22 protein-coding genes are annotated in these 24,578 nt (G+C 72.7%); 6 read left to right on the top strand and 16 right to left on the bottom strand.

From position 1 onward, the window contains the following. The 4 genes from ACXJKG_RS07820 to ACXJKG_RS07805 all read right to left on the bottom strand — a co-directional run. Positions 1-292 (bottom strand): translation initiation factor IF-2 N-terminal domain-containing protein (locus tag ACXJKG_RS07820; RefSeq protein ID WP_456845187.1); only part of this gene is annotated, 292 nt, incomplete at its 3' end. Between the two features lie 148 nt (positions 293-440). After that, a complete protein-coding gene (locus tag ACXJKG_RS07815; RefSeq protein ID WP_456845186.1) occupies positions 441-716 on the bottom strand; it encodes a YlxR family protein in 276 nt (91 codons plus the stop codon). 116 nt (positions 717-832) lie between these two features. Beyond that, the gene (gene nusA / locus ACXJKG_RS07810) at positions 833-1,894 is read right to left on the bottom strand and encodes a transcription termination factor NusA (protein ID WP_456845185.1); all 1,062 of its coding nucleotides are present in this window, start codon (positions 1,892-1,894) and stop codon (positions 833-835) included. A 2-nt stretch (positions 1,895-1,896) separates the two neighbouring features. Then, the gene (locus tag ACXJKG_RS07805) at positions 1,897-2,475 is read right to left on the bottom strand and encodes a ribosome maturation factor RimP (protein ID WP_456845184.1); all 579 of its coding nucleotides are present in this window, start codon (positions 2,473-2,475) and stop codon (positions 1,897-1,899) included. Positions 2,476-2,604: 129 nt separating this feature from the next. On the opposite strand from ACXJKG_RS07805, the gene ACXJKG_RS07800 reads away from it, so the two are divergent. Further along, positions 2,605-3,627 carry a DUF4439 domain-containing protein gene (locus ACXJKG_RS07800; protein ID WP_456845183.1) on the top strand — a complete coding sequence of 341 codons (1,023 nt, stop codon included), beginning with the start codon at positions 2,605-2,607 and terminating at the stop codon, positions 3,625-3,627. A 60-nt stretch (positions 3,628-3,687) separates the two neighbouring features. Here ACXJKG_RS07800 and ACXJKG_RS07795 read toward each other — a convergent pair whose 3' ends face one another. Beyond that, a complete protein-coding gene (locus ACXJKG_RS07795) occupies positions 3,688-5,484 on the bottom strand; it encodes a proline--tRNA ligase (protein ID WP_456845182.1) in 1,797 nt (598 codons plus the stop codon). A gap of 64 nt (positions 5,485-5,548) precedes the next feature. Between ACXJKG_RS07795 and ACXJKG_RS07790 the strand changes: the two genes are divergently transcribed. Then, complete coding sequence (locus tag ACXJKG_RS07790; RefSeq protein WP_456845181.1) at positions 5,549-6,439, top strand: Fpg/Nei family DNA glycosylase; 891 nt, start codon at positions 5,549-5,551, stop codon at positions 6,437-6,439. An 18-nt stretch (positions 6,440-6,457) separates the two neighbouring features. Here ACXJKG_RS07790 and ACXJKG_RS07785 read toward each other — a convergent pair whose 3' ends face one another. The 3 genes from ACXJKG_RS07785 to ACXJKG_RS07775 form a co-directional block, all read right to left on the bottom strand. Further along, positions 6,458-7,387: a GNAT family N-acetyltransferase gene (locus tag ACXJKG_RS07785; protein ID WP_456845180.1), complete on the bottom strand. Its 930-nt coding sequence runs from the start codon at positions 7,385-7,387 to the stop codon at positions 6,458-6,460. A gap of 80 nt (positions 7,388-7,467) precedes the next feature. After that, a complete protein-coding gene (gene ispG, locus ACXJKG_RS07780; protein WP_456845189.1) occupies positions 7,468-8,604 on the bottom strand; it encodes a flavodoxin-dependent (E)-4-hydroxy-3-methylbut-2-enyl-diphosphate synthase in 1,137 nt (378 codons plus the stop codon). A gap of 106 nt (positions 8,605-8,710) precedes the next feature. Further along, positions 8,711-10,021: a M50 family metallopeptidase gene (locus tag ACXJKG_RS07775; RefSeq protein WP_456845179.1), complete on the bottom strand. Its 1,311-nt coding sequence runs from the start codon at positions 10,019-10,021 to the stop codon at positions 8,711-8,713. Positions 10,022-10,229: 208 nt separating this feature from the next. Here ACXJKG_RS07775 and gabT point away from each other — a divergent pair, with 208 nt between their 5' ends. After that, a complete protein-coding gene (gabT, locus tag ACXJKG_RS07770; RefSeq protein ID WP_456845178.1) occupies positions 10,230-11,576 on the top strand; it encodes a 4-aminobutyrate--2-oxoglutarate transaminase in 1,347 nt (448 codons plus the stop codon). Here gabT and ACXJKG_RS07765 read toward each other — a convergent pair. The 7 genes from ACXJKG_RS07765 to ACXJKG_RS07735 form a co-directional block, all read right to left on the bottom strand. After that, positions 11,573-13,147, bottom strand: a complete 1,575-nt coding sequence (locus ACXJKG_RS07765) for a family 43 glycosylhydrolase (protein WP_456845177.1) — start codon at positions 13,145-13,147, stop codon at positions 11,573-11,575. The two genes, gabT and ACXJKG_RS07765, sit on opposite strands and share 4 nt — an antisense overlap. Before the next feature lie 19 nt (positions 13,148-13,166). Further along, positions 13,167-14,450: a saccharopine dehydrogenase family protein gene (locus ACXJKG_RS07760; protein ID WP_456845188.1), complete on the bottom strand. Its 1,284-nt coding sequence runs from the start codon at positions 14,448-14,450 to the stop codon at positions 13,167-13,169. A gap of 29 nt (positions 14,451-14,479) precedes the next feature. Beyond that, the gene (locus ACXJKG_RS07755; RefSeq protein ID WP_456845176.1) at positions 14,480-15,256 is read right to left on the bottom strand and encodes an ABC transporter permease; all 777 of its coding nucleotides are present in this window, start codon (positions 15,254-15,256) and stop codon (positions 14,480-14,482) included. An 83-nt stretch (positions 15,257-15,339) separates the two neighbouring features. Next, a complete protein-coding gene (locus ACXJKG_RS07750; protein WP_456845175.1) occupies positions 15,340-16,263 on the bottom strand; it encodes an ABC transporter permease in 924 nt (307 codons plus the stop codon). Next, complete coding sequence (locus ACXJKG_RS07745; protein ID WP_456845174.1) at positions 16,260-17,435, bottom strand: ABC transporter ATP-binding protein; 1,176 nt, start codon at positions 17,433-17,435, stop codon at positions 16,260-16,262. The genes ACXJKG_RS07750 and ACXJKG_RS07745 overlap by 4 nt, the downstream gene beginning before the upstream one ends. Beyond that, the gene (locus ACXJKG_RS07740; protein WP_456845173.1) at positions 17,432-18,655 is read right to left on the bottom strand and encodes an ABC transporter substrate-binding protein; all 1,224 of its coding nucleotides are present in this window, start codon (positions 18,653-18,655) and stop codon (positions 17,432-17,434) included. Before ACXJKG_RS07740 ends, ACXJKG_RS07745 begins: the two co-directional genes overlap by 4 nt. A 155-nt stretch (positions 18,656-18,810) precedes the next feature. Further along, positions 18,811-20,259, bottom strand: a complete 1,449-nt coding sequence (locus tag ACXJKG_RS07735) for an aminobutyraldehyde dehydrogenase (RefSeq protein WP_456845172.1) — start codon at positions 20,257-20,259, stop codon at positions 18,811-18,813. A gap of 173 nt (positions 20,260-20,432) precedes the next feature. On the opposite strand from ACXJKG_RS07735, the gene ACXJKG_RS07730 reads away from it, so the two are divergent. From ACXJKG_RS07730 to ACXJKG_RS07720, 3 genes are read left to right on the top strand one after another with little or no spacing between them, the layout of a single operon-like run. Further along, positions 20,433-20,909 carry an Lrp/AsnC family transcriptional regulator gene (locus tag ACXJKG_RS07730; protein ID WP_370505240.1) on the top strand — a complete coding sequence of 159 codons (477 nt, stop codon included), beginning with the start codon at positions 20,433-20,435 and terminating at the stop codon, positions 20,907-20,909. After that, positions 20,906-22,291: an aspartate aminotransferase family protein gene (locus ACXJKG_RS07725; protein WP_456845171.1), complete on the top strand. Its 1,386-nt coding sequence runs from the start codon at positions 20,906-20,908 to the stop codon at positions 22,289-22,291. The genes ACXJKG_RS07730 and ACXJKG_RS07725 overlap by 4 nt, the downstream gene beginning before the upstream one ends. After that, positions 22,288-23,652: an NAD(P)/FAD-dependent oxidoreductase gene (locus tag ACXJKG_RS07720; RefSeq protein ID WP_456845170.1), complete on the top strand. Its 1,365-nt coding sequence runs from the start codon at positions 22,288-22,290 to the stop codon at positions 23,650-23,652. Before ACXJKG_RS07725 ends, ACXJKG_RS07720 begins: the two co-directional genes overlap by 4 nt. A 13-nt stretch (positions 23,653-23,665) precedes the next feature. Here the strand turns inward: ACXJKG_RS07720 and dxr are convergent. Further along, positions 23,666-24,578 (bottom strand): 1-deoxy-D-xylulose-5-phosphate reductoisomerase (dxr, locus tag ACXJKG_RS07715; RefSeq protein ID WP_456845169.1); only part of this gene is annotated, 913 nt, incomplete at its 5' end.

The raw sequence follows: 24,578 nt of genomic DNA, 5'->3' as shown, positions 1-24,578 counted from the left end.
CCGCGGGGGCGGCCGGCGCGGTCGCCACGGGAGCCGGGCGCGAGGCCTCGGCGACCGGTGCAGCCGCAGGTGCGGGGGCAGGCGCCGGACGTGCCGGTGCCTTGGGGGCGGGCGCGGCGGACGTGCCGCCACCACCCACGGGGTAGGTGTCACGAAGCTTGCGCACGACCGGCGGCTCGATGGTCGAGGACGCCGAGCGAACGAACTCACCGAGCTCGTTCAGCTTGGTCATGATGGTCTTGCTGTCGACCCCGAGCTCTTTGGCGAGCTCGTAGACGCGGACCTTGGCCACATCTCTCCTGTCTCGGTCCGCCCGGACAGGGTCGGACCGTCGTTAGTGCTGGGTACTCATCGCTGGGTACTCATCGGTGCGTGCTCATCGGGCAGCCATCGGCTTCCAACCCGCTTTCCGTATCGACGATCGGCCTCGCCACCGGGAACTACCCGGCGACGTCCTGCTCCTGCTGCTCCTCGAGGTGCCTGTGCACCGCACCCGCATCGGGCTGGCCCGCAACACGCAGGGCCCGCCCGAACGCACGGCGGCGTTCGGCCTTCTCGAGACATCCAGGATCGGGGTGCAGCCATGCCCCCCTGCCCGGCATCCGGCGACCGACGTCCACGAGGAGACGAGCTCCGTCGTGATCGGCGACCACCCTCAGCAGGGCTGACCTCGGGCCGGTGGCTCGGCACCCCACGCACGTGCGCACCGGACCCATGCCTGAGACATCGTTGAGTGTCTGAGGGGTCCGCCGGCTCGACGGGAGGAGCCGGACATCCGGCCCAGCCGCGGTCAGTCTACCGCGCTGCGCCGCGGACGGCGTCACTCGTGAGGTCACTCACTGCCGTCCCCACCGTCGCGGGCGCCCTGCGAGGCGGCCTCCCGCTCCCCCGGGACCTCGGCGTCGGACCGGATGTCGATCCGCCACCCGGTCAGCTTCGCGGCGAGCCGCGCGTTCTGGCCCTCCTTGCCGATGGCCAGGGACAGCTGGTAGTCGGGGACGATCACCCGGGCGGCGCGCGCCTCGGGGTCGACCACCGTGACGGACAGCACACGCGCGGGCGACAGGGCGTGCGCGATCATCTCGGCCGGGTCGTCGGCGTGGTCGACGATGTCGATCTTCTCGCCGTGCAGCTCCGCCATCACGGCACGCACCCGGCCGCCCATCGGACCGATGCAGGCGCCCTTGGCGTTGACGCCGGGCACGGTGGCGCGGACGGCCATCTTGGTGCGGTGGCCGGCCTCGCGGGCCATCGCGGTGATCTCGACGGTGCCGTCGGCGACCTCGGGGACCTCGAGCGCGAACAGCTTGCGCACGAGGTTCGGGTGGGTGCGCGACAGGGTGACCTGCGGTCCGCGCTGGCCGCGCGCGACCTCGAGCACGTAGCCGCGGATGCGGTCCCCGTGCACGTACTCCTCGCCCGGCACCTGCTCGTGCGCGGGCAGCACGGCCTCGGTCCCGCCCACGTCGATGAGCACGGTCCGGGGGTCGCGGCCCTGCTGGATGACGCCGCCGAGGACCTCGCCCTCCTTGCCGCGGAACGCACCGAGCACCTGGTCGTCCTCGGCGTCGCGCAGCCGCTGCACGATGACCTGGCGGGCCGTCGCGGTCGCGATGCGCCCGAAGCCGTCGGGAGTGTCGTCGTACTCCGGGCCGTCGGGTCCGGGCGGGGGCATGATGCCCTCGTCGTCGGGCTCGCCCAGCGGGGCCGCCTCGCGCGCCCACACCGTCACGTGCCCGGTCTTGCGGTCCACCTCCACCCGCGCGCGCGTCTGGGCGCCCGGGGTGCGGTGGTAGGCGGACAGCAGCGCCTGCTCGATCGCGGAGACCAGCACGTCGAGGCTGATCTCCCGTTCGCGCTCGAGCAGCCTCAGCGCCTGCATGTCGATGTCCATCGTCAGCTCTCCTTGCCGGCGGCGTCGCGGCCGACTCTCTCGTCGTGGTCCACGTCCACAGGGCCGATGCCCGACAGGTCCACCTCGACGTGCGCCTCGCGCACGTCGGTCAGGAGCACGCGGACSGGSTCGCYCACSACCGGCTTGCGWCCCTTGMGSCCSGGCGTCACGGGCACGACGACGATCGCGTCGCCGTCCGCACCGGTCCGGTCGACCTCGGTCAACCGACCCGCCAGCTTGGACCCGTCCGTCAGCGTCACCGTGACCATGCGGCTGACCGCGCGCGTGAAGTGGCGGCGCTCGGTCAGCGGGCGGTAGACCCCGGGGCTCATCACGTCGAGCGTGTACTCGCCGACGATGACGTCGGCCGCGTCGAGGGCGTCGGAGACCGCACGGGTCGCCTCCGCCACGCGCTCGAGGTCCAGGTCACCCTCGTCGTCCTCGGTCAGGTCGACGACCACCTCGACGACAGATCGCGTCCCGGCCTTGCGCACCGTGACGTCCTCGAGCACGAGACCCCCCGCCACGACGGCGGGCTCCACGACGTGGCGGACCCGCTCTGCGTGTGCTGGCGCGACCATGTCAGCCTCCTGTCGGTCCAGCGGGTCGTCGGCGAGCGACGTAGCGACCCTGTGATGTTGTGGGTCCAGAGTAACGAGTCCGGGCGTGCCCGACCGCCGCGGCCGTGCGGCGTGGCAGGATCACCGGCGATGAGCGCGCGCCAGGACCCTGCAGCACCGCGGGATCTCCCGCGCCCGTGGGTCCGCGGGCTCGCCGCGGCCGTGATGGTTCTCACGCTCGCTGCCTGCGGCCTGCGCGCCGAGACACCCCCTCCGGTCGAGCCCAGCCCGGACGCCGTCGAGCAGGTGCGCGCCCGGACCGTCGCCGACTCCCTCGCCCTCGCCGAGGCGGCGACCGCGGCCGCGCTGCTCCCCGACGGTGCGGTGGACCCCGTCGCCCCGGTGCTGGCGGACGTGACCGGGTTCTCCGGCCAGCACGCCGAGCAGCTCGGCGGCGTCTACGTCTCCGGCCTCCCGTCGCCGACCGAGAGCCCCAGCAGCACGCCCACCACGAGTACGGCCACCGTGGCCGAGGTGCTGGACGAGCTGGCGACCGCGACCCGGACCGCGCTCGCCGACGCCGACGCGGTGACCGACGGGCCGCTGGCCCGGCTCGTCGCCTCGGTCGCGACGTCCCGCGGCGAGCTGGCCACCCGGCTGGCGCACGCCACCGGCGCCGAGGTGCCGTCGCTGGTCCCCGACGCGGCGGCGTCCCCGTCGCCCAGCCCGACCGGCGTCGACGGCGTGACGACCGAGGAGGCGGGCACGCTCGCGCTCGTGCACGACCAGGCCGGCTACGGGTTCGAGGTGATCGCGGCCAAGCTCTCGGGCGACCAGCGCACCGCGGCGTCGAGCTCGTCGGCGGCGCACCGGGCCCGCAGCGAGGACTGGGCCGGCGCGGCAGGCATCGACGGCACGGCGCAGGACCCCCGCCGGGCCTCCTACACGCTGCCCGCCGGGCTGGACGACCCTGCGGTCGCCACCGCCCTCGCGCGCACCCTCGAGACCTCCGTCGCCGACGCCTATGCCGACGCGGTCGCGCAGGCCGCCCCCGGCAGCCGGGCACCGCTCATCGACGGCCTGCGAGCCGCGACGGACGCCGCGGCGGCCTGGGGCGCCACCCCGGTSCCGTTCCCGGGCCTSCCGGARCGCGCMCAGCAGCCGGTCGGCTGACCGCCGGACAGCACGACGACGTCCGAGCAGCCGGCTGCTCGGACGTCGTCGTGCACTGCCCTACGCGGTGAGCAGCTCCGTGACGAGGGCGGAGACGCGGTCCGCGGCCTCGGCGACCGGGACCTGCTCGGTGGTGCCGCCGACGCGCGGGCGCACCTCGACCACGCCCTCGGCCAGCCCGCGGCCGACGACGACGACGAGCGGGACCCCCAGCAGCTCGGCGTCGGCGAACTTCACGCCGGGCGAGACCTTGCCGGGACGGTCGTCGTAGAGCACCTCGACACCTCGACCCGAGAGCTCGGTGGCCAGCGCCTCCGCGGCCTCGAAGACCGCGGGGTCCTTGCCGGTGGCCACCACGTGCACGTGAGCCGGGGCGACGTGCGCCGGCCAGGCCAGCCCGCGCTCGTCGTTGTTGGCCTCGGCGAGCGCCGCGAGCACGCGGGTGACGCCGACGCCGTAGGAACCCATGGTGACGACCTGCGCCTTGCCGTTCTGGTCCAGCACGGTCAGGCCGAGCGCCTGGGCGTACTTGCGGCCGAGGGCGAAGATGTGGCCGATCTCGATGCCGCGCGCCAGCTCGAGCGGGCCGGAGCCGTCGGGGGCCGGGTCGCCCGCGCGCACCTCGGCCGCCTCGACGGTGCCGTCCGCCGTGAAGTCGCGACCGGCCACGAGGTCGAACACGTGCCGACCCGGCTCGTTCGCGCCCGTGATCCAGCGCGTCCCGGCGACGACCCGGGGGTCGAGCAGGTAGCGGACCGCGGTGCGCTCGGCGCCCTCGGCGACGGGGACGTTCGGGCCCATCGACCCGGGGCCGATGTACCCGCGGACGAGCTCGGGGTGCGCCGCGAAGTCGGCGTCGCCGGCGGCCTCGACCTCGGCGGGCGCCACGGACGCCTCGAGGCGCTTGAGGTCGACGTCGCGGTCGCCGGGCAGGCCGACGACGAGGAGCTCGCGCTCGCCGGTCGGGTGCACCAGGGCCAGCACGACGTTCTTCAGCGTGTCCGCCGCCGTCCAGGCTCGGTCGGGACGCGCGAACCGCTCGTTGGCGACGGCCACGAGCGTGTCGATGGTCGGCGTGTCGGGGGTGTCCTCGACGTGGGCCGCCGGGGCGTCGTCGAACGGCACGGCGTCCGGCACGACCGTGGTGACGGCCTCGACGTTCGCGGCGTAGCCGCCCGGCGAGCGCACGAACGTGTCCTCGCCGATGGGCGTCGGCGTGAGGAACTCCTCCGAGCGCGACCCGCCCATGGCCCCCGACGTGGCGGCGACGATGACGTACTCGAGGCCGAGGCGGTCGAAGATGCGCTGGTAGGCGTCGCGCTGCGCCTGGTAGGACACCTCGAGGCCGGCGTCGTCGACGTCGAACGAGTACGCGTCCTTCATGATGAACTCGCGGCCGCGGATGAGCCCGGCGCGCGGGCGCGCCTCGTCGCGGTACTTCGTCTGGATCTGGAAGAGAGCGAGCGGCAGGTCCTTGTACGACGAGTACAGGTCCTTGACCAGGAGCGTGAACATCTCCTCGTGCGTCGGCGCGAGCAGGTAGTCACCGCCCTTGCGGTCCTTGAGCCGGAAGATGTTCGGCCCGTACTCCGTCCAGCGCCCGGTCGCCTCGTAGGGCTCCTTGGGCAGCAGCGCCGGGAAGTGCACCTCCTGGGCGCCGGCCGCGGCCATCTCCTCGCGGACGACCTGCTCCACCTTGGCCAGCACGCGAAGACCCAGCGGCAGCCAGGTGTAGATGCCGGGGGCTGCGCGGCGGATGTAGCCCGCGCGCACGAGCAGCCGGTGGCTGGCGACCTCGGCGTCGACCGGGTCCTCGCGCAGGGTGCGGAAGAAGAGCTGGGAGAGGCGGATGAGCATGGGAGGAAGCGTAGTTCTCCCGGATAGCCGCCCCGTACGCGTTTACGTGGGGTTGGATGGACCCGTGCCGGAGCTGCCCGAGGTCGAGGCGCTCGCGCAGTTCCTGCGCGGGCGGACGGACGGCCACGCCGTGACCGAGGTCTCCATCGGCGCCATCAGCGCGCTCAAGACGTTCCGGCCGCCACCGGACGCGCTCGTCGGCGGCACCGTCGTGGACGTCCAGCGGCACGGCAAGTGGCTCGACCTCATGGTCGCCACGCCGACCGGCGAGCCCCTGCACCTGATCTGGCACCTGTCGCGCGCCGGCTGGGTGCGCTGGTCGGAGCAGCTGTCGACCAACCCGGTGCGCCCCGGCAAGTCCCCGCTGGCGCTGCGCGTCCGCATCGACGACGGGTCGGGCTTCGACCTGACCGAGGCGGGGACGCGCAAGCGCCTCGCGGTGCACGTCGTCGAGGATCCCTCCGACGTGCCGCAGATCGCCACGCTGGGGGTCGAGCCGTTGTCGGACGAGTTCACCGAGGACCGGCTGGCCGAGCTGCTCGCGGCACGCAACCAGCAGGTCAAGGGCCTGCTGCGCGACCAGGGGACGATCGCGGGCATCGGCAACGCCTACTCGGACGAGATCCTGCTCGCCGCGCGGATGAGCCCGTTCGCGATGACGAAGTCGTTCGACGCGGACCGCACCCGGGTCCTCTGGGAGGCGATCCGCGACGTGCTCACGGGCGCCGTGGCGTCGGCGTCGGGCAAGCCGGCCGCGGAGCTCAAGGACGCCAAGCGGCGCGGCATGAAGGTGCACGGGCGCACGGGCGAACCCTGCCCGGGGTGGAACGACGTGCCGTGCGGGGACACGGTGCACGAGGTCTCGTTCGCAGACTCGTCGCTGCAGTACTGCCCCACGTGCCAGACGGGCGGCAAGCCGCTGGCGGACCGACGGATGTCCCGGCTGCTGCGCTGACGGGCCTGGGAGCGAGCGTCAGAACAGGACGGTCGCGTACGTGCCGACCTGCCGGAACCCCACCGCGCGGTACGACGCGAGCGCCCGCGCGTTGTAGCTGTTGACGTAGAGGGACACCAGCGGCGCGACCTCCCCGCGGGCGATCTGCACGACCGCGGCCATCCCGGCCTCGGAGATGCCCTCGCCACGCCGGTCCGGGGCCACCCACACGCCCTGCACCTGCGCCACTCCCCCGGCGACGGCCCCGAGCTCCGCCTTGAACACGACGTCCCCCGCGGGACGCCGGGCGAGCCGGCGGTCCTCCACGACGGGTCCGGACGGGTCGATCCGGACGAACGAGCGGCCCTGCGCGATGAGGCCGTGCACCCGCGTCTCGTACGGTCCGCCCGGACCGCTGACCGGCGAGTAGCCGACCTCCTCGGTGAACATGCGCACGCACGCGGGCAGGACGACGTCGAACTCCTCGGGGCGCGACCGGCGCACGCGCGGGTCGGGCGTCACCAAGGGGGCGTGCTCGAGGACCATCGACGGCTGGTCGTCGCGGACCTCACGGGCGGCGGGCCAGAAGTACCTCAGGCGGCCCCACAGGCCGAGCACCGCGTCCGCGGGTCCGACGATCGAGGAGCAGCGCCTGCCCTGGCCGCGGGCCAGCCCGGCGAACGCGTCGAGCGCGCGGCTGACCGTGCGGGGGTCGTCCACCGGGACGACGGGGACCATGTTGGCGCCCGCGAAGCAGATGGCGAGGAGCTCGCCGTCCTCCTCGTAGCCCCACAGGGCCCCTCCGGCGGCCCGGAGCGACTTGCCGACTGCTTGTTCGAGCCGCGCTGTCGCCAGGACGGAACCGACAGCATCCCGGGCGCAGACCGCCAGGGCGCTCTCGAGGTCGACGTCCCCGAGGACTCGACCCCCGGCCCGACCGTCGAGCAGAGCAGCGCGGCGTTGCACCATGGGTTGATCCTGCACCACCAGCCTGTGCTTCACCCGAGATCCGACACGTCGATCGAGTGAACGTTGGGCGCCAGCACCCCTCAGCCGACGGTGACCACCGGGGAACCGTCGCCGGACTCGACCGGGTCCATGCTCTCGGCGAGGCGCATGGCCTCCTCGATCAGGGTCTCGACGATGAGCGCCTCGGGGACCGTCTTGATGACCTCGCCGCGGACGAAGATCTGCCCCTTGCCGTTGCCGGACGCCACACCGAGGTCGGCCTCGCGCGCCTCCCCGGGCCCGTTGACGACGCAGCCCATGACGGCCACCCGCAGCGGCACCTCCATGCCCTCGAGGCCGGCCGTCACGCGCTCGGCCAGCGAGTACACGTCGACCTGGGCGCGGCCGCAGGACGGGCAGGACACGATCTCGAGCTTGCGCGGCCGCAGGTTGAGCGACTGCAGGATCTGGATGCCGACCTTGACCTCCTCGACCGGCGGCGCGGACAGCGACACGCGGATGGTGTCGCCGATGCCCTTGCTCAGCAGCGCGCCGAACGCGGTCGCGGACTTGATGGTGCCCTGGAACGCCGGTCCCGCCTCGGTGACGCCGAGGTGCAGGGGCCAGTCGCCCCGCTCGGAGAGGAGCTCGTAGGCGCGGACCATGACCACCGGGTCGTTGTGCTTGACCGAGATCTTGAAGTCGCGGAACCCGTGCTCCTCGAACAGCGAGGCCTCCCAGACGGCCGACTCGACGAGGGCCTCGGGGGTGGCCTTGCCGTACTTGGCCAGCAGGCGCGGGTCCAGCGAGCCGGCGTTGACGCCGATCCGGATCGAGGTGCCGGCGTCGGTGGCGGCCCGGGCGATCTCCTTGACCTGGTCGTCGAACTTGCGGATGTTGCCGGGGTTGACGCGGACTGCCGCGCAGCCGGCGTCGATGGCGGCGAACACGTACTTCGGCTGGAAGTGGATGTCCGCGATCACCGGGATCTGCGACTTGTGCGCGATCGCCGGGAGGGCGTCGGCGTCGTCCTGGGTGGGCACCGCGACGCGCACGATGTCGCAGCCGGCCGCCGTCAGCTCCGCGATCTGCTGCAGGGTCGCGTTGATGTCCGTGGTCTGCGTGGTGCACATCGACTGCACGCTGACGGGCGCGTCCCCGCCGACCTCGATCTTGCCGACCTTGATCTTGCGGGTCTTGCGCCGCGGGGCAAGGACGAGGGGTGGTGCCTCCGGCATGCCGAGGCTGATCGGGATGGTCACCTCGTCATCATCGCACCCGGCGCGACTCGCGTCGGTCCCGGGGGGCCCGCTGTGCACGAGATCACCCCGGAGCCCTCACGGATCAGATCTGCACCGGGTTCACGATGTCGGCGTAGATCAGCAGGAGCCCGACCGCGCCGAGCACCACGAATACGGAGTACGCCAGCGGGACCAGCTTGGCGGAGTCGAACGGCCCCGGCCGCGGCAGGCCACGCAGGCGGGCGACCTGACGGCGTCCGCCCTCCCAGAGCGCCGCAGCCACGTGACCGCCGTCGAGCGGCGGCAGCGGGATGAGGTTGAAGACGAACAGCGCGATGTTCAGCGCCGCGAGCATCTGCAGCAGGGACGCGGCCTTGATCTGCCAGTCGAGGCCGTCGGTCGAGGCGATCTCGCCGGCGAACCGGCCGATGCCGACGATGCCGACGATGCTGTTGGCGTCCCGCGGCGTGTCGTTGACCTCCGAGCGGACGAGGTCGACGACGCGGGCCGGCAACGTCGCGACGACCGTGACGGTCTGCCACGTCGTGTCGGCGACGACGCGCGGCACTGACAGCACCGGCTGCCGGACCATCTCGCGCGACGGCGTGATGCCCAGGAACCCGACGGGCTTGGTCACCTGCTGGCCGGAGCTGTCGAGGACGGGCTGGTCGTTGGCGTCGTACACCGGGCGGTCGGCGACGATCGGCGTGATCGTGAGGTCGACGGTCGTGCCGTCGCGCTCGACGACGACGGGGACGGGGTCGGCGCTCGAGGCCTTGATCAGCCCGGAGAGCTGCTCCCACGAGGTGATCTCCGTGCCGTCGTAGGACACGATCGTGTCGCCCGGCTCGATGCCCGCCGCGGCCGACGGGGCGGCGACGTCGGACGACGTGCACTCCTGCATCGCGGGTGCGTCCGCGGGCAGCACGCACTGCGAGACCCCCGCGAGGTGCGGGGTGTACGTCGGCAGGCCGAAGCCGATGAGCACGATCGCCATGAGCACGAACGCGATGACGAGGTTCATCACCGGCCCGCCCAGCATCACGACCAGCTTCTTGGGCGTGGACAGGTGGTAGAACGCCCGGGAGTCCTCGCCGGGCCGGATCTCCTCGGCGCTCGCCTGACGGGCGTCGCGCGCGAGCCGGCCGGTCCACGACTTCGCCGGCGGGTTGCCCACCGCGGCGTCGGGCGGGTACATGCCGACCAGGCGGACGTAGCCGCCCAGCGGGATCGCCTTGAGGCCGTACTCCGTCTCGCCCTTGGTGCGCGACCACAGGGTGGGCCCGAAGCCGATCATGTAGTGGCTCACCCGGACGCCGAAGCGCTTCGCGGGGACCATGTGCCCGACCTCGTGCAGCCCGATGGAGAGCAGAAGCACCACGACCACGACCAGAACAGCGCCCAGGTACTCCATCGACCCCTCCGTCCACGTCCCCGCACGCACGCACGAGAGCGGGGTCTCGATCGACCCGCGCCGGCCTATCTTCCCCCGAGACGCTGGGAACCCCCTGACAGCGTGCTCGGGTCACCCGATCGGCGCTCCGGGACCGCCGAGCAGGCGCGCGGCGGATTTCGTCGGCCAGATCCTTCCCGGAGCACGAGATCCGCATTAGCGTCCCCTCATGACCACTGTTTCCGCCCCCGCCTCCCCCCTCGAGCAGCGCCGCGTCCTGCGCACGGCGATCCCCGGACCCCGCTCCGTCGCACTCGGCGAGCGGCGTCGTGCGGCGGTCGCGGCGGGGGTGTCCTCGACGCTGCCCGTCTACGTGGCGCGGGCCGCGGGCGCGGTCATCGAGGACGTCGACGGGAACGTGCTGGTCGACCTGGGTTCAGGCATCGCGGTGACGTCGGTCGGGGCCAGCGCGCCGGAGGTCGCGGCGGCCGTGGCCGCGCAGGCGCTCGACTTCACGCACACCTGCTTCATGATCAGCCCGTACGAGGAGTACGTCGCCGTGTGCGAGGGGCTGGCCCGGGTCACGCCCGGCACGCACGAGAAGCGGTCGGTCCTGGTCAACTCGGGTGCCGAGGCCGTCGAGAACGCGGTGAAGATCGCCCGCCGCGCGACCGGCCGGGAGGCCGTGCTGGTGCTCGATCACGCGTACCACGGGCGCACCAACCTCACGATGGCGATGACCGCGCGGGCCATGCCCTACAAGACGGGCTTCGGACCGTTYGCCGGCGAGGTCTACCGCGTGCCGGCGTCGTACCCGCTGCGCGACCCCGAGGGGATGACGGGCGAGCAGGCGGCGCAGCGGGCGATCGACGTGGCCGAGCGCCAGGTGGGCGCCGACCAGGTGGCCGCCCTGGTGGTCGAGCCGATCCTGGGCGAGGGCGGGTTCGTCGTGCCGGCCCCGGGCTTCCTGCCGACCCTCGCCGCGTGGGCCGCAGAGAAGGGGATCGTGTTCGTCGCCGACGAGGTACAGACCGGGTTCGCGCGCACGGGGGCCATGTTCGCCAGCGAGCACGAGGGCGTCGTCCCCGACCTGATCGCGCTGGCCAAGGGCATCGCCGGCGGGCTGCCGCTCGGCGCGGTGACCGGTCGGGCGGAGCTGCTCGACGCCGTGCACGCGGGCGGTCTGGGCGGCACGTTCGGCGGCAACCCGATCGCATGCGCGGCCGCGCTGGCCTCCCTCGAGATCTACGAGCGCGACGACCTGGCCGGCGCCGCGCGGGCGATCGAGGCGGCCGTGCTCCCCCGGCTCCGGGCGCTGCAGGGCGAGGTGCCCGCGCTCGCCGACGTGCGCGGGCGCGGCGCGATGCTCGCCATCGAGCTCGTCGTGCCGGGCACGCTCGAGCCCGACAAGGCTGCGGCGCAGAAGGTMGCTGCGGCGTGCGCGGCGCAGGGCGTGCTGGTGCTCACCTGCGGCACGTGGGGCAACGTCCTGCGCCTGCTCCCGCCGCTGGTCATCGGGCTCGACCTGCTGGACGAGGCGCTGACCGTCCTGGAGGACGCCCTCCGCTCGCTCTAGCGTGTCGTGTAGCGGGCGGCATCGACGTCGGCGTGGTGCCCGTGCCCGGTCAGGTCCCAGACCCACATGCCGACGAAGGCGCCCGTGAACCCCATCGCGCGGACCTGGCCGGCGGCGTCGAGCTCGACGGCGTGCTCGTCGGAGAGCACCGCAGCGTCGACCGCCGCGCCGACGGCCTGCCACACCGCTCCCGTGGCGTACCGGAACGCGAGCCGGTCGCCGTCGAGGTCGAGGCCCAGGCGCACGGGCGCACCGGGCGGCAGCGCGACGACGGCCGGGTCGAGGCGGACCACGCCGCGGTCGGAGTGCGCCACCCGCAGGACGGTCGACCCGTCGTCAGCGGCCGTGACGTGGAGGAAGGACCAGGAGCGCGTGTTGTAGTACGCCGTGATGCCCGCCGCGTGCTGGAACGTCGTCGGCACGAGCTCGATCGTCGCCTCGAAGCCGCAGCGCTGCTCGGTGACGCGACGCGCGACGAGGCTCGCGCCGACGGCGCTCTGCGGGGACCTGCCGCCGTGGATCCGCAGGTGGGAGGGTCGCGACGTCAGGTCCAGCCAGTCGTCGGTCGGTGGCCGACGGAGCGTGGACCACTGGGGCCCGAGTCGGTYGAGGTCGAAGTCGTCCTCCTCGTCGAGGACTGCCTGGGCCTGTGCGACGACCTCCACCTCGAGCGGTGGGAGGGGATCGGTCACGCTCGGCCAGCCGTCGACCCAGTCGACCCGGGCGAGCGCGGTCTCACGGCCGAGGATGCACGGGCCGCGCTCCCCGTGCGGACGCGCGACGAGGAACGCGAGGTACCACTCGTCGTCGGGAGTCGCGACGAGGCTCCCGTGCCCTGCCTTCTGCAGCGGCCAGTCGGGCCGGTGCTTCGCGGTGAGGAGCGGCCCGCGCGGGTCGCGCTCGTACGGACCGGCCAGCGACCTCGACCGGGCCACCGTGACCTGGTGCTCGTACCCCGTGCCGCCGTCGGCCGTGACCAGGTAGTACCAGTCCCCCCGGCGGTAGACGTTGGGCCCCTCGATCCACGAGTCGGTCGGCGGCAGGTCGAGGCGCACGGGCGGACCGACCAGGGTGCGGGTCCGGCGGTCGTACGGGGTGGCCTCCAGGCCCGCCGAGCCCCCGCGACCGGGGCGCCAGTCGTGGACCAGGTTGACCAGCCAGCTGTCGGGCCCGTCGTGGAACAGCGACGCGTCGAAGCCGCGCGCGTGCAGGAGCACCGGGTCGGACCACGTGCCGTCGATCGAGGGCGCCGTCACGACGTAGCTCGGGGCATCGGTGAAGCCACCGGTGTACGTCGAGACGTTGCTGTAGACGAGGTGGAACAGCCCGTCGACGTAGGACAGGCTCGGCGCCCAGACGCCGCCCGAGTCCGGCACGCCCGTCAGGTCGAGCGGGCGCGAATCCCGCAGCGCGCCGCCCACGTCCTGCCAGCTCGCGAGGTCCCGGGACCGGTGCAGGCGCACCCCTGGGTACCACTCGAACGTCGACGTCGCGATGACGTACTCGTCGCCGACGCGCACGACGGACGGGTCGGGGTGCGACCCGCGCAGGATGGGGTTGCGGACCGTCATGCCTCCATCCTCACGGACCTCAGGACGGGACCCGCTCCTCCAGGCCCCACGGCGAGCCGTAGCCCTCGGGCGTCGGCGCGGCGAGAAGCTCGAGGAACGGCACGGCGTCGAACGCCTCGGGCCCCAGCACGCCGGTCCCGCTCCACGTCCCCGCCGCGAGCAGCTCGAGCGCGACCACGGGGTTCACCGCCGTCTGCCACACGACGCACTGCGCGCCGTACTCGGCCATCGACCACGCGTTGTCGACGAGGTGGTGCAGGTACACCTCGCGCGGAGCGCCGTCCTTGCCGGTGCCCGTGACCAGCAGGCCGGCGCACGTCGAGCCGGTCATCCGCGGGCCGATCGTCGCGGGGTCGGGCAGCGCGGCGGCGACGACGTCACGCGGGCTGACGGGGACGCCGCGCACGGTGACCGGCTCGGTCCGGTCGAGGCCCAGGCGGTGCAGGGTCTGCAGCACGCCGATGAACTCCTCGCCCAGCCCGTACTTGAACGTCACCTTCCGGGCGTCCACCCAGCGCGGCATGAGGAGGACCTCCTCGTGCTCGACGTGCACGCACTCGACGTCGCCGATCGGCTCCGGGAAGCGGAACACCTCCGGCTCGTGGAACGGGGCGACCGTGAACCAGCCGTCCTCGAGCCCCGCGCCCGCCTCGGCCCGGTCGGCCGACCAGATCACCGGCGGGTTGAGGCACTCCTCGATCGTGGTCCAGATGGAGAACGACGGGGCGAAGATCGGCTCGCCGTCGTCGCCGACCACCTCGAGGTTGGCGCCGTCCCGCACGCCCAGCTCGTCGATGGCGCTGAACAGGTGGTCCGCCGCGTACCGGGCGAACACGTCGGACAGCCCGGGCTCCACGCCGATGCCGACCAGGGCCAGCTGCCCCGCGTCCGACCAGTCGGCGCCCTGCGCGAACTGCTCGTCGCCCAGCTTCACGCCCGGCAGCTCGTACGGACGCTCCGGGTGCGCGTGCGACAGGGACATCGCCATGTCGAGGTAGTGCGCGCCCGCGGCACGCACGCCCTCGAAGATCGGCAGGACGAACCGCGGGTCGACGGCGTTGAGCACGTGCGTCGCGCCGTGCTCCCGGACCAGCGCCTCCACGGCTCCCGCGCTCGACGCGTCGACGACCGCCGCGACGAACCGGCCGCCCACCACGTCGTGCGCGCTCGCCGCCTCGACCGTGCGCTGCGACCGCCCCAGGTCCACGTCGGCCACCACCAGCAGCTCGAAGAACTGCCGGCGCGCGGCGATCCGGGCGACCGCGTCGCCGACCCCGCCACTGCCGACCACCAAGATCCGCACGAGACCCGCCTCCGAACCCACTATGTCGTTCACCGAGCCAGGAGCCGCTTGCTCCGGGCGTATCCGAGCACCTGGACCAGCACCACGATCGCGAGGGCCAGGACGAACATGAACGAGCTGATGACGTTGGCCTGCGGCGGGATGCCGCGGGTCGCGCTGACGTAGACGAACTTCGGGAACGTGGTGAACGAGCCCGACGTGAAGTTGGTGACGATGAAGTCGTCGAAGCTCAGGCTGAACGCGAGCAGCGCAGCCGCGGCGATCCCCGGCAGCAGCAGCGGGAAGGTCACCCGCCAGAACGCCTGCCACGGGGAGGCGTACAGGTCGGYGGCGGCCTCCTCGAGCGCGGGGTCCAGGCTGGACACGCGGGCCTTCACGGTGACGACCACGAAGCTGATGCAGAACATCACGTGGGCGGTCACGACCGTGCCGAAGCCGAGGGGCACCCGCACCGAGAGGAACTGCGCCAGCAGCGCGGCACCGAGCACGACCTCCGGCGTGGACATCGGCAGGAAGATCAGCAGGTTGGTGAGCGCGCGCCCGCGGAACCGGAACCGGACCAGGGCGATGGCCATGAGCGTGCCGATCGCCGTCGCCACGAGCGTCGAGACCAGCCCGACCTGCAGCGAGTTGCCGAACGCCTCGCACACCTGGGGCGCACCGCAGGGGTTCTGCCAGTTGTCCAGCGTGAAGCCGCGCCACACGAGGTTCGTCTTGCCGGCGTCGTTGAACGAGAACACGACCGTGTAGGCCACCGGGACCAGCAGGTACACGAAGGCGAGCCCGGCGAAGATCGGGACGATCATGTCCCCGAGCCGGCGGCGCGGCCGGCGCGGTGCCGGGGCGACGRCTCTCGGGGTCGCCGTCGAGACCGGCTCGAGCACCGCGGTCACAGCAGGTCCTCCGTCCCGGCGCGCCGGATGTACGCCCCGACCAGCAGCAGGATCGCCACCATGAGGATCACCGACAGGGACGCGGCGGTCGGGTAGTCCAGCACCTTGAAGAACCGCGCGTCGATCACCTGCCCCACCATCGTCGTGTTCGTGTTGTTGCCCAGCAGGGAGGCGTTCACGTAGTCGCCCGCGGCGGGGATGAACGTGAGCAGCGTGCCGGCGACGACGCCCGGCATGGACAGCGGCCAGGTCACCGTGCGGAACGTGGTCGTGGGCGAGGCGTACAGGTCCGCGCCGGCCTCGAGCAGGCGGGAGTCCAGCCGCTCCAGCGCCGCGAAGATCGGCAGCACCATGAACGGCAGGAAGTTGTACGTCAGGCCGCAGACCACGGCGAACGGCGTCGCGGTGAGCCGGGCGTCCGGCGGCAGCACGTGCAGCCAGTGCAGGACCGCGACCACCAGGGAGTCGTCGGCGAGGATCTGCTTCCACGCGATGGTCCGCAGGATGAAGCTGGTGAAGAACGGCGCGACGACCAGCACGAGCAGGAACCCCTGCAGCAGCTTGCGCCCGCGCGCCCGGACGGCGATCACGTAGGCCATCGGGTAGCCGATCACCAGCGCCGCGACCGTGGCCAGGAGCGCGAACCAGAACGAGCGCAGGATCGTCGGCCAGAACTGCGCGATGGCGTCGACGTAGTTCTGCCAGTGGAAGGYCGGCTGGTACTGGCCGACGTCCCCCCCGGGCACCGGGACGTACAACGACGTCGCCAGCAGCGCGCCGACGGGCACCACGAAGAAGAGCACCAGGTAGATGAGCCCGGGTCCGAGCAGGACCAGGTGCGCCCGCTGCGCGGTGCGCCGCGGCAGCGGGGCGTCCGGGCCGCTGGCGACGCTGTCGCCGAGCGCGGCCGCGATGCTCACAGCTCGTCGTCCAGGTCGACCGTGCCCTCGTCGGCGGCCTGCGCGCCGTCCAGCCCGAACGTGAAGTCGACGCCCCACGCGAGGCTCACGGACGAGCCCACGGCGACGCTGGCGCCGCCCAGCAGGTTCTGCGCGAAGACGCCGAAGGTGCCCAGCCCCGGGACCTCCACCTGGTACTGCGTGCTCACGCCCATGAACGACACGTCGGTGACGATGCCCGGCCCGAGGACGTTCTCGCCCCGGGCCGGCTCCTGGTCACCGACGAGCAGCCGCATCTTCTCCGGCCGGGCGCCGACGAGCACGGCGCCCTCGGTCCGCACGGCGCGCGACTCCGGCACCAGGATCCGCGTGCCGCCGATGTCGACGCCGAGCAGGCCCCGCTTGGTCAGCCGCTCGGTCACGGTCCCGGCCACGAGGTTGGACTGCCCGAGGAAGTTGGCGACGAACGCGGTGCGCGGCAGCTCGTACAGGTCGGCCGGCGAGCCCATCTGCTCGATGCGGCCGTGGTTCATCACCGCGACCGTGTCGGCCATGGTCATGGCCTCCTCCTGGTCGTGCGTGACGTGCACGAAGGTGAGCCCGACCTCGGTCTGGATCCGCTTGAGCTCGAGCTGCATCTGGCGCCGGAGCTTGAGGTCGAGCGCGCCGAGGGGCTCGTCCAGGAGCAGGAGCGCGGGACGGTTCACCAGGGCCCGGGCCAGCGCGACGCGCTGCTGCTGCCCGCCCGAGAGCTGCGCGGGCTTGCGGTCGGCCAGGTGACCGAGCTCGACCAGGGCGAGCCCGTCGGCCACGCGCTGGGCCACGCCGCTCGCCCGGGACCGCTTGAGCMCGAACGCGACGTTCTCCCCCACGGTCAGGTGCGGGAACAGCGCGTAGCTCTGGAACACCGTGTTGACCGGCCGCTGGTGCGCGCGGGTGCCGGTGACGTCCCGGCCGCCGATCGACAGCGTGCCCGACGTCGGCTGCTCGAGTCCGGCGACCATCCGCAGGGTCGTCGTCTTGCCGCAGCCCGACGGCCCGAGCAGGGCGAAGAACGAGCCCGACGGGACGGTGAGCGTGAGGTCGTCGACCGCCACGAACGAGCCGAACGCCTTGGTGACACCCACGATCTCGAGCGCCGCGCCCCCCGGGCCGACGGTCTCCGCCGGGACGGCGGTGGCCGTGCTCGTCATGCGCCGATCACGGTGAGGAACTCGCCGTTGTAGCGCTCCTCCTCGTCGGGCGTCAGCGTCCGGAACACGCTGACCTTGGACAGGATCTCCTCCGTCGGGAAGATGTACGGGTTCTCCGCGAGGTCGGGGTCGATCTTCTCCATCTCCTCGCGGGCCCCCTCCACGGGGGTGATGTAGTTGACCCACGCCGCGACCTGAGCCGCGACGGCGGGGTCGTAGTAGTAGTTCATGAGGTCCTCGGCGTTGCCCAGGTGCGGCGAGCCGATCGGCACCATCATGTTGTCGCTCCAGAGCGTGCCGCCCGCCTCCGGGATGCCGAACTCGAACTTGTCGTCGGCCTCGTAGTTGAGCGACGTGATGTCGCCCGACCAGCCGATGACCGCGATCGCGTCGCCCGAGGCCAGGTCCTGCGTGTACGCGTTGCCGCGGACCTGCCGGATGTGGCCCGAGTCGATCTTCTCCTTGAGGATGTCCAGCGCGCCGTAGAAGTCGTCGTCCGTCCAGTCGCCCGAGGGGTCGATGCCCTGGTCGAGCATGATGATGCCCATCGTGTCGCGCATCTCCGAGAGGACCTCGACGCGGCCGGCCAGCTCGGGCGCCCACAGGTCGCTGAGCGTGTGCACGCCGCTGGGCACCTTCTCCTTGTCCCACGCGAAGCCCGCGAACCCGGACTGCCAGGTCAGCGAATGGGTGCGGCCCGGGTCGAAGTCGACGTTGGCGAGGTTGGGCAGGATGTTGGCGGCGTTCGGGATCCGCGACCGGTCCAGCTCCTGGGTGTAGCCGAGGCGGATCATCCGCGCGGCCATCCAGTCGGTGAGCGTGACGATGTCGTAGCCGATGTCCTGGCCGTTCTTCAGCTGGCCGGAGACCTTGCCGTAGAACGAGTCGTTGTCGTCGATGTCCTCGGCGTACGTGACCTTGAGGCCCGACTGCTTCTCGAACTCGACGAGCGTCGGGTACGTCGTGCCGTCGTCGTCCTGGTCGAGGTACTGCGTCCAGTTGGCCCAGCGCACGATCTTGTCGCTGCCCGAGACGTCCTTGGCCGTCTCCGTCGTCCCGGACGGCGATCCCGTGCCGCACGCGGCGAGCAGCGCGCCGGCGCCGGCCGTGCCGAGGGCACCGATCAGGAAGGACCGCCGCGAGAGGTTGGCCCGTTGCGCCTGCGCGACGAGCGCACGGACGCGCGGGTCTGCGGGGGCAGGTCGGCGGAGGGGGCTCATGAGGCTCCTAGGGTGCCGGAGGGGGCCGCCGGTGACGGCGGGGTCGGTGGATCATCGCAAACAGACGACCGTCCAGCAAGGAATCCGTCGTCGAAACACCCGTACGCAACGAAAATGTTGCACGGATGGAACACAGGGGTCCTGGATCCGTCGACCTAGGCGTCAAAAGCCGACATGACGTGCTTGATCCGGGTGTAGTCCTCGAAGCCGTACATCGAGAGGTCCTTGCCGTACCCGGAGTGCTTGAAGCCGCCGTGCGGCATCTCCGCGACGAACGGGATGTGGGTGTTGATCCAGACCACCCCGAAGTCGAGCGCCCGGGACATCCGCAGCGCCCGGCCGTGGTTCTGGGTCCACACCGAGCTCGACAGCCCGTACCGGACCCCGTTGGCCAGCGCGATCGCCTCGTCCTCGTCCGTGAACGTCTGGACGGTGATGACCGGGCCGAAGATCTCGTCCTGCACGGCCTCGTCGTCCTGGCGCAGGCCGTCGACGACGGTCGCCTCGACGAAGTAGCCGGTGTCGCCCACCCGGTGGCCGCCGGCGACGATCGACGCGTGGTCCGGCAGCCGGTCGAGGAAGCCGGTGACCCGCTCCAGCTGCAGGGCGTTGTTGACCGGGCCGAACGCGACGTCCGGGTCGTCCGGCATGCCCGTGCGCTGGCCCTTCGCCGCCTCGGCGAGGGCCGCGACGAAGTCGGCGCGGACGGAGGCGTGCACCAGCACACGGGTGGCCGCCGTGCAGTCCTGGCCGGCGTTGTAGTACCCGGCGCCGGCGATCCCCTCGGCGGCCGCGGCGATGTCGGCGTCGGCGAAGACGATCACGGGTGCCTTGCCGCCCAGCTCGAGGTGCACGCGCTTGACGTTGGCCGCGGCGGCCTCCGCCACCTGGGAGCCGGCCCGGACCGAGCCGGTGATGGCGACCATGTCCGGGCGCTGGTGCGAGACCAATGCCCGGCCCGTGTCGCGGTCGCCGCAGATCACGTTGAGGACGCCCGGGGGCAGCACCTCGGCCGCGACCTGGCCGAGCAGCAGCGTCGAGGACGGCGTCGTGTCGGACGGCTTGAGCACGATGGTGTTGCCGGCCGCGAGCGCGGGCGCGATCTTCCAGATGGCCATCATCAGCGGGTAGTTCCACGGCGTGACCTGGCCGACGACGCCGACCGGCTCGCGGCGCACCCACGACGTGTGGCCCGCCATGTACTCCCCCGCGCTCAGCCCGTCGAGCACGCGCGCGGCGCCGGCGAAGAACCGCAGCTGGTCGACGCACGGCGGCACCTCGTCCGTGGCGGTCAGGTGCAGCGGCTTGCCGGTGTTGCGGGACTCGACGGCGACGAACTCGTCGGCGCGCGCCTCGAGCGCGTCGGCCAGCCGCAGGAGCGCGAGCTGACGCTCCGCGGGCGTCGTGCGGCCCCACGTCGTGAACGCCTCCGAGGCGGCGCCGTACGCGGCGTCGACGTCGTCCGCGCCACTCAGCGGCGCCCGGGCGTACTCCTGCCCGGTCGACGGGTCGATCACCGACGTCGTGCGGCCGTCCGCGGCGGGACGCTGGGCGCCCCCGATCACGTTCAGCAGCTCGAGCGTCTGGTCGGGGGCCTGGCTCACGGCAATCTCCTCACGGTCGGTGGGCCGCACGCTACGCCGGTCGGGGCGCCGACGGGAGCCCAAGAGGGGGCATTCGGCCAATCGGAGGGCGGTCAACGCCGAAATCAGAAGTTCGCACGGCCTGTCACGACGGATTCCTTGCATTGAGGGCCGTTGCCGACCACCATCGGCGGGTGGGCACACGCAGACCAGCACCGGGGCACCCGGCACTCGACGACGTCTCCAAGGCCATCGTCGAACAGCTCCAGGAGGACGGCCGGCGACCCTACGCCGCGATCGGCAAGGCGATCGGCCTGTCCGAGGCCGCGGTGCGGCAGCGGGTCCAGCGCCTCACCGACTCGGGCGTGATGCAGATCGTCGCCGTCACCGACCCGCTGCAGGTCGGCTTCACCCGCCAGGCGATGATCGGGCTCAAGTGCGAGGGCGACCTCTCGCTCGTCGCGGACGCCCTGGCCGCGCTGCCCGAGGTCGACTACGTCGTCGTCACCGCCGGCGGCTTCGACCTGCTCTGCGAGGTCGTCTGCGAGGACGACGACCACCTGCTCGAGGTTCTCAACCAGAAGATCCGCACGCTGCCCGGCGTCCGGACCACCGAGACGTTCGTGTACCTGCGGCTGCGCAAGCAGCTCTACAACTGGGGGACCAGATGAGCACCACATCTCAGACGCCACTCGGCACCGACCGCTCCGCGGCGGCCAAGGCCCACCTCTGGGGCCACTTCACTCGGCAGAGCAGCTGGGACCGCGGCGTCCCGACGATCGTGCGCGGCGAGGGCCACCACATCTGGGACGACCAGGGCCGCAAGTACATCGACGGGCTCTCGGGCCTGTTCGTCGTGCAGGCCGGCCACGGGCGCGCCGAGCTGGCCGAGGCCGCACGCGTGCAGGCCGAGAAGCTCGCGTTCTTCCCGCTGTGGTCCTACGCGCACCCGCAGGCCATCGACCTCGCGGAGCGGCTGGCCACCTACGCGCCCGGCACCCTGAACCACGTCTTCTTCACGACGGGGGGCGGCGAGGCCGTCGAGACCGCCTGGAAGCTGGCCAAGAACTACTTCAAGCTCACCGGCAAGCCGAACAAGTACAAGGTGATCTCGCGGTCGATCGCGTACCACGGCACCCCGCACGGCGCCCTGTCGATCACCGGCCTGCCGGCGCTCAAGGAGCAGTTCGAGCCCCTCGTCCCGGGCGCGCACAAGGTGCCGAACACCAACGGGTACCGCGCGCCCGAGCACCTGCGCGACGACCCGAAGGCGTTCGGGCGCTGGGCCGCGGACCGCATCGGCGAGGCCATCGAGATGGAGGGCCCCGACTCCGTCGCGGCCGTCTTCCTGGAGCCCGTGCAGAACGCCGGCGGGTGCTTCCCGCCGCCTCCCGGGTACTTCGAGCGCGTACGCGAGATCTGCGACCAGTACGACGTGCTGCTGGTGTCCGACGAGGTCATCTGCGCGTTCGGGCGCATCGGGTCGATGTTCGCGTGCGACGACTTCGGCTACGTCCCGGACATGATCACCTGCGCCAAGGGCCTGACGTCGGGGTACTCCCCCATCGGCGCGCTCATCGCCTCCGACCGCCTGTACGAGCCGTTCGCCAAGGGCAACGCGTCGTTCGCGCACGGCTACACGTTCGGCGGGCACCCCGTCTCGGCCGCCGTCGCCAACGCGAACCTCGACCTCTTCGAGCGGGAGGGCCTCAACCAGCACGTCAAGGAGACCGCCCCCGCGTTCCGGCGCACGCTCGAGGGCCTGCTGGACCTGCCGATCGTCGGCGACGTGCGCGGCGAGGGCTTCTTCTACGGGATCGAGCTGGTCAAGGACAAGGCCACCCGCGAGACGTTCGACGACGACGAGAGCGAGCGCCTGCTGCGCGGGTTCCTCTCGGGCGCGCTGTACGACGCCGGCCTCTACTGCCGCGCCGACGACCGCGGCGACCCCGTCATCCAGCTCGCCCCGCCCCTGACCTGCGGGCAGGCCGAGTTCGACGAGATCACGGGGATCCTGCGGGGCGTGCTGACCGAGGCCTGGGCGCGCCTGTGAGCCCTGCCGGCCCCGGTTCCCTCTGGTTCGACCAGGTCCCGGACCGGACCCCGCTCGACCCGCTCGACGGTGACGCCGAGGCGGACGTCGTCATCGTCGGCGCCGGGCTCACCGGTCTGTGGACGGCGTACTACCTGCTCGAGGCGGACCCGTCGCTGGACGTGCTGCTGGTCGAGGCCGAGGTGGCCGGGTTCGGCGCCAGCGGGCGCAACGGCGGCTGGTGCTCCGCGCTCCTGCCCGTCTCCGGCGACGAGCTGGCCCGCCGGCACGGGCACGACGCCGCCGCGGCCATGCGCGCCGCGATGCGGGACACCGTCGTGGAGGTGGGTGGCGTCGCGGCCGCCGAGCAGATCGACTGCGGCTTCGCGTTCGGGGGCACCGTCACCCTGGCCCGGAACGCGCCGCAGCTGGAGCGCGTGGCCTCGGACGTCGCGGCCGACGCGACGTGGGGCGACGAGTCGCAGCTGCTCGACGCCGCCGGGGTCGAGCAGCACGTCCGCGCCGCCGGCGTGGTGGGCGGCTCGTACACACCGGACTGCGCGCGGATCCAGCCCGTCCGGCTGGTCCGGGGCCTGCTCGACGTCGTGCTCTCCCGCGGGGCGCGCGTCGCCGAGGGGACGCGGGCGCTGCGCCTGTCGCCCCGGGCGGTCGTGACCGACCACGGCATCGTGCGCGCCCGGTTCGTGGTCCGCGCCACCGAGGCGTGGGCGGCCCACCTGCCGGGTTCGCGCCGCGACGTCGCCCCGGTGTACTCGCACATGATCGCGACCGAGCCGCTGCCGCCCGAGGTCTGGGCGCAGATCGGGCTGGCCCGTGCCGAGACGTTCACCGACGCGCGGCACCTCATCGTGTACGGCCAGCGGACCACCGACGACCGGCTCGCCTTCGGGGGCCGCGGCGCGCCGTACCACCTGGGCTCCGCGATCGAGCCGTCGTACGACCGGACCGGGTCCACCGCGGCGCACCTGCATCGCGAGCTCGTCGACCTGTTCCCGGTGCTCGACCGCGCGGAGATCACGCACCACTGGGGCGGCCCGCTCGGCGTCCACCGGGACTGGCACCCGTCGGTGGGCCTCGACCCGGAGACCGGCATCGCCTGGGCCGGCGGCTACGTGGGCGACGGCGTCGCGCTGACCAACCTGGCCGGCCGGACGCTCGCCGACCTGATCACGGGCGCGGACAGCGACCTGGTGCGCCTGCAGTGGGTGGACCACCGCTCCCCCGCGTGGGAGCCCGAGCCGATCCGCTGGGCGGGCATCACGGTGACCCGCCGGGCGACCGCGTGGGCGGACCGCACCGAGAACCGCACGGGTCGTCCGAGCCGGGTGGGCGACCTGCTGAGCCACGTGCTGGGGCACTGACCCCGGTCGGCGGTCAGGCCCGCGCGAGGAGCTCCTGGGCGCGGGCCCGGGCCCACGTCTCCGCGGCCAGCACGGCGTCGAGGCTCAGGGCGTCCGGTGCCGTGCCGTCGTGCTCGCCCAGCACCCGCTCGACCGTGCTCACGATGTCGAGGAACCCGATGCGGCCGGCGAGGAACGCCTCGACGCACTCCTCGTTGGCGGCGTTGTAGACCGCCGGGTGCGTGGCGGACGCGGCGACGGCCTCGCGGGCCAGCCGGACGGCGCCGAACACGTGCTCGTCGAGGGGCTCGAACGTCCACGCGGTCGACCGGGTCCAGTCGCACGGCGGCGCGACGTCGCCGAGCCGGTCCGGCCAGGAGAGCCCGAGCGCGATCGGCAGCCGCATGTCGGGCGGGGAGGCCTGCGCGAGCGTCGACCCGTCGACGAACTCCACCATCGAGTGCACGACCGACTGCGGGTGCACCACCACGGTGATGTCCTCGACCGGGACGTCGAACAGCAGGTGCGCCTCGATGAGCTCGAGCCCCTTGTTCATCAGCGTCGAGGAGTTGATGGTCACCACGGGACCCATCGACCACGTCGGGTGCGCGAGCGCCTGCTGGGGCGTCACCGCCTTGACGTCGTCGTGCGTCCACCCCCGGAACGGCCCGCCGGACGCCGTCAGGATCAGGCGCCGGACCTCGGCGTGGGTGCCGCCGCGCAGCGCCTGCGCGATGGCCGAGTGCTCGGAGTCCACCGGCACGACCTGGTCGGGTCGCTGCCGCGCGGCGTGCACCAGGCGCCCCCCGACGACCAGCGACTCCTTGTTGGCCAGCGCGAGCGTGCTGCCGGCCCGGAGCGCGGCGAGCGTCGGGCCGAGTCCGACCGAGCCCGTGACGCCGTTGAGCACGACGTCCGCCCCGCGCCCCGCCAGCTCGGTGGACGCC

Source organism: Cellulomonas sp. P5_C6 (assembly GCF_054049635.1).
This window is presented reverse-complemented; position numbering and strand designations above follow the sequence as displayed.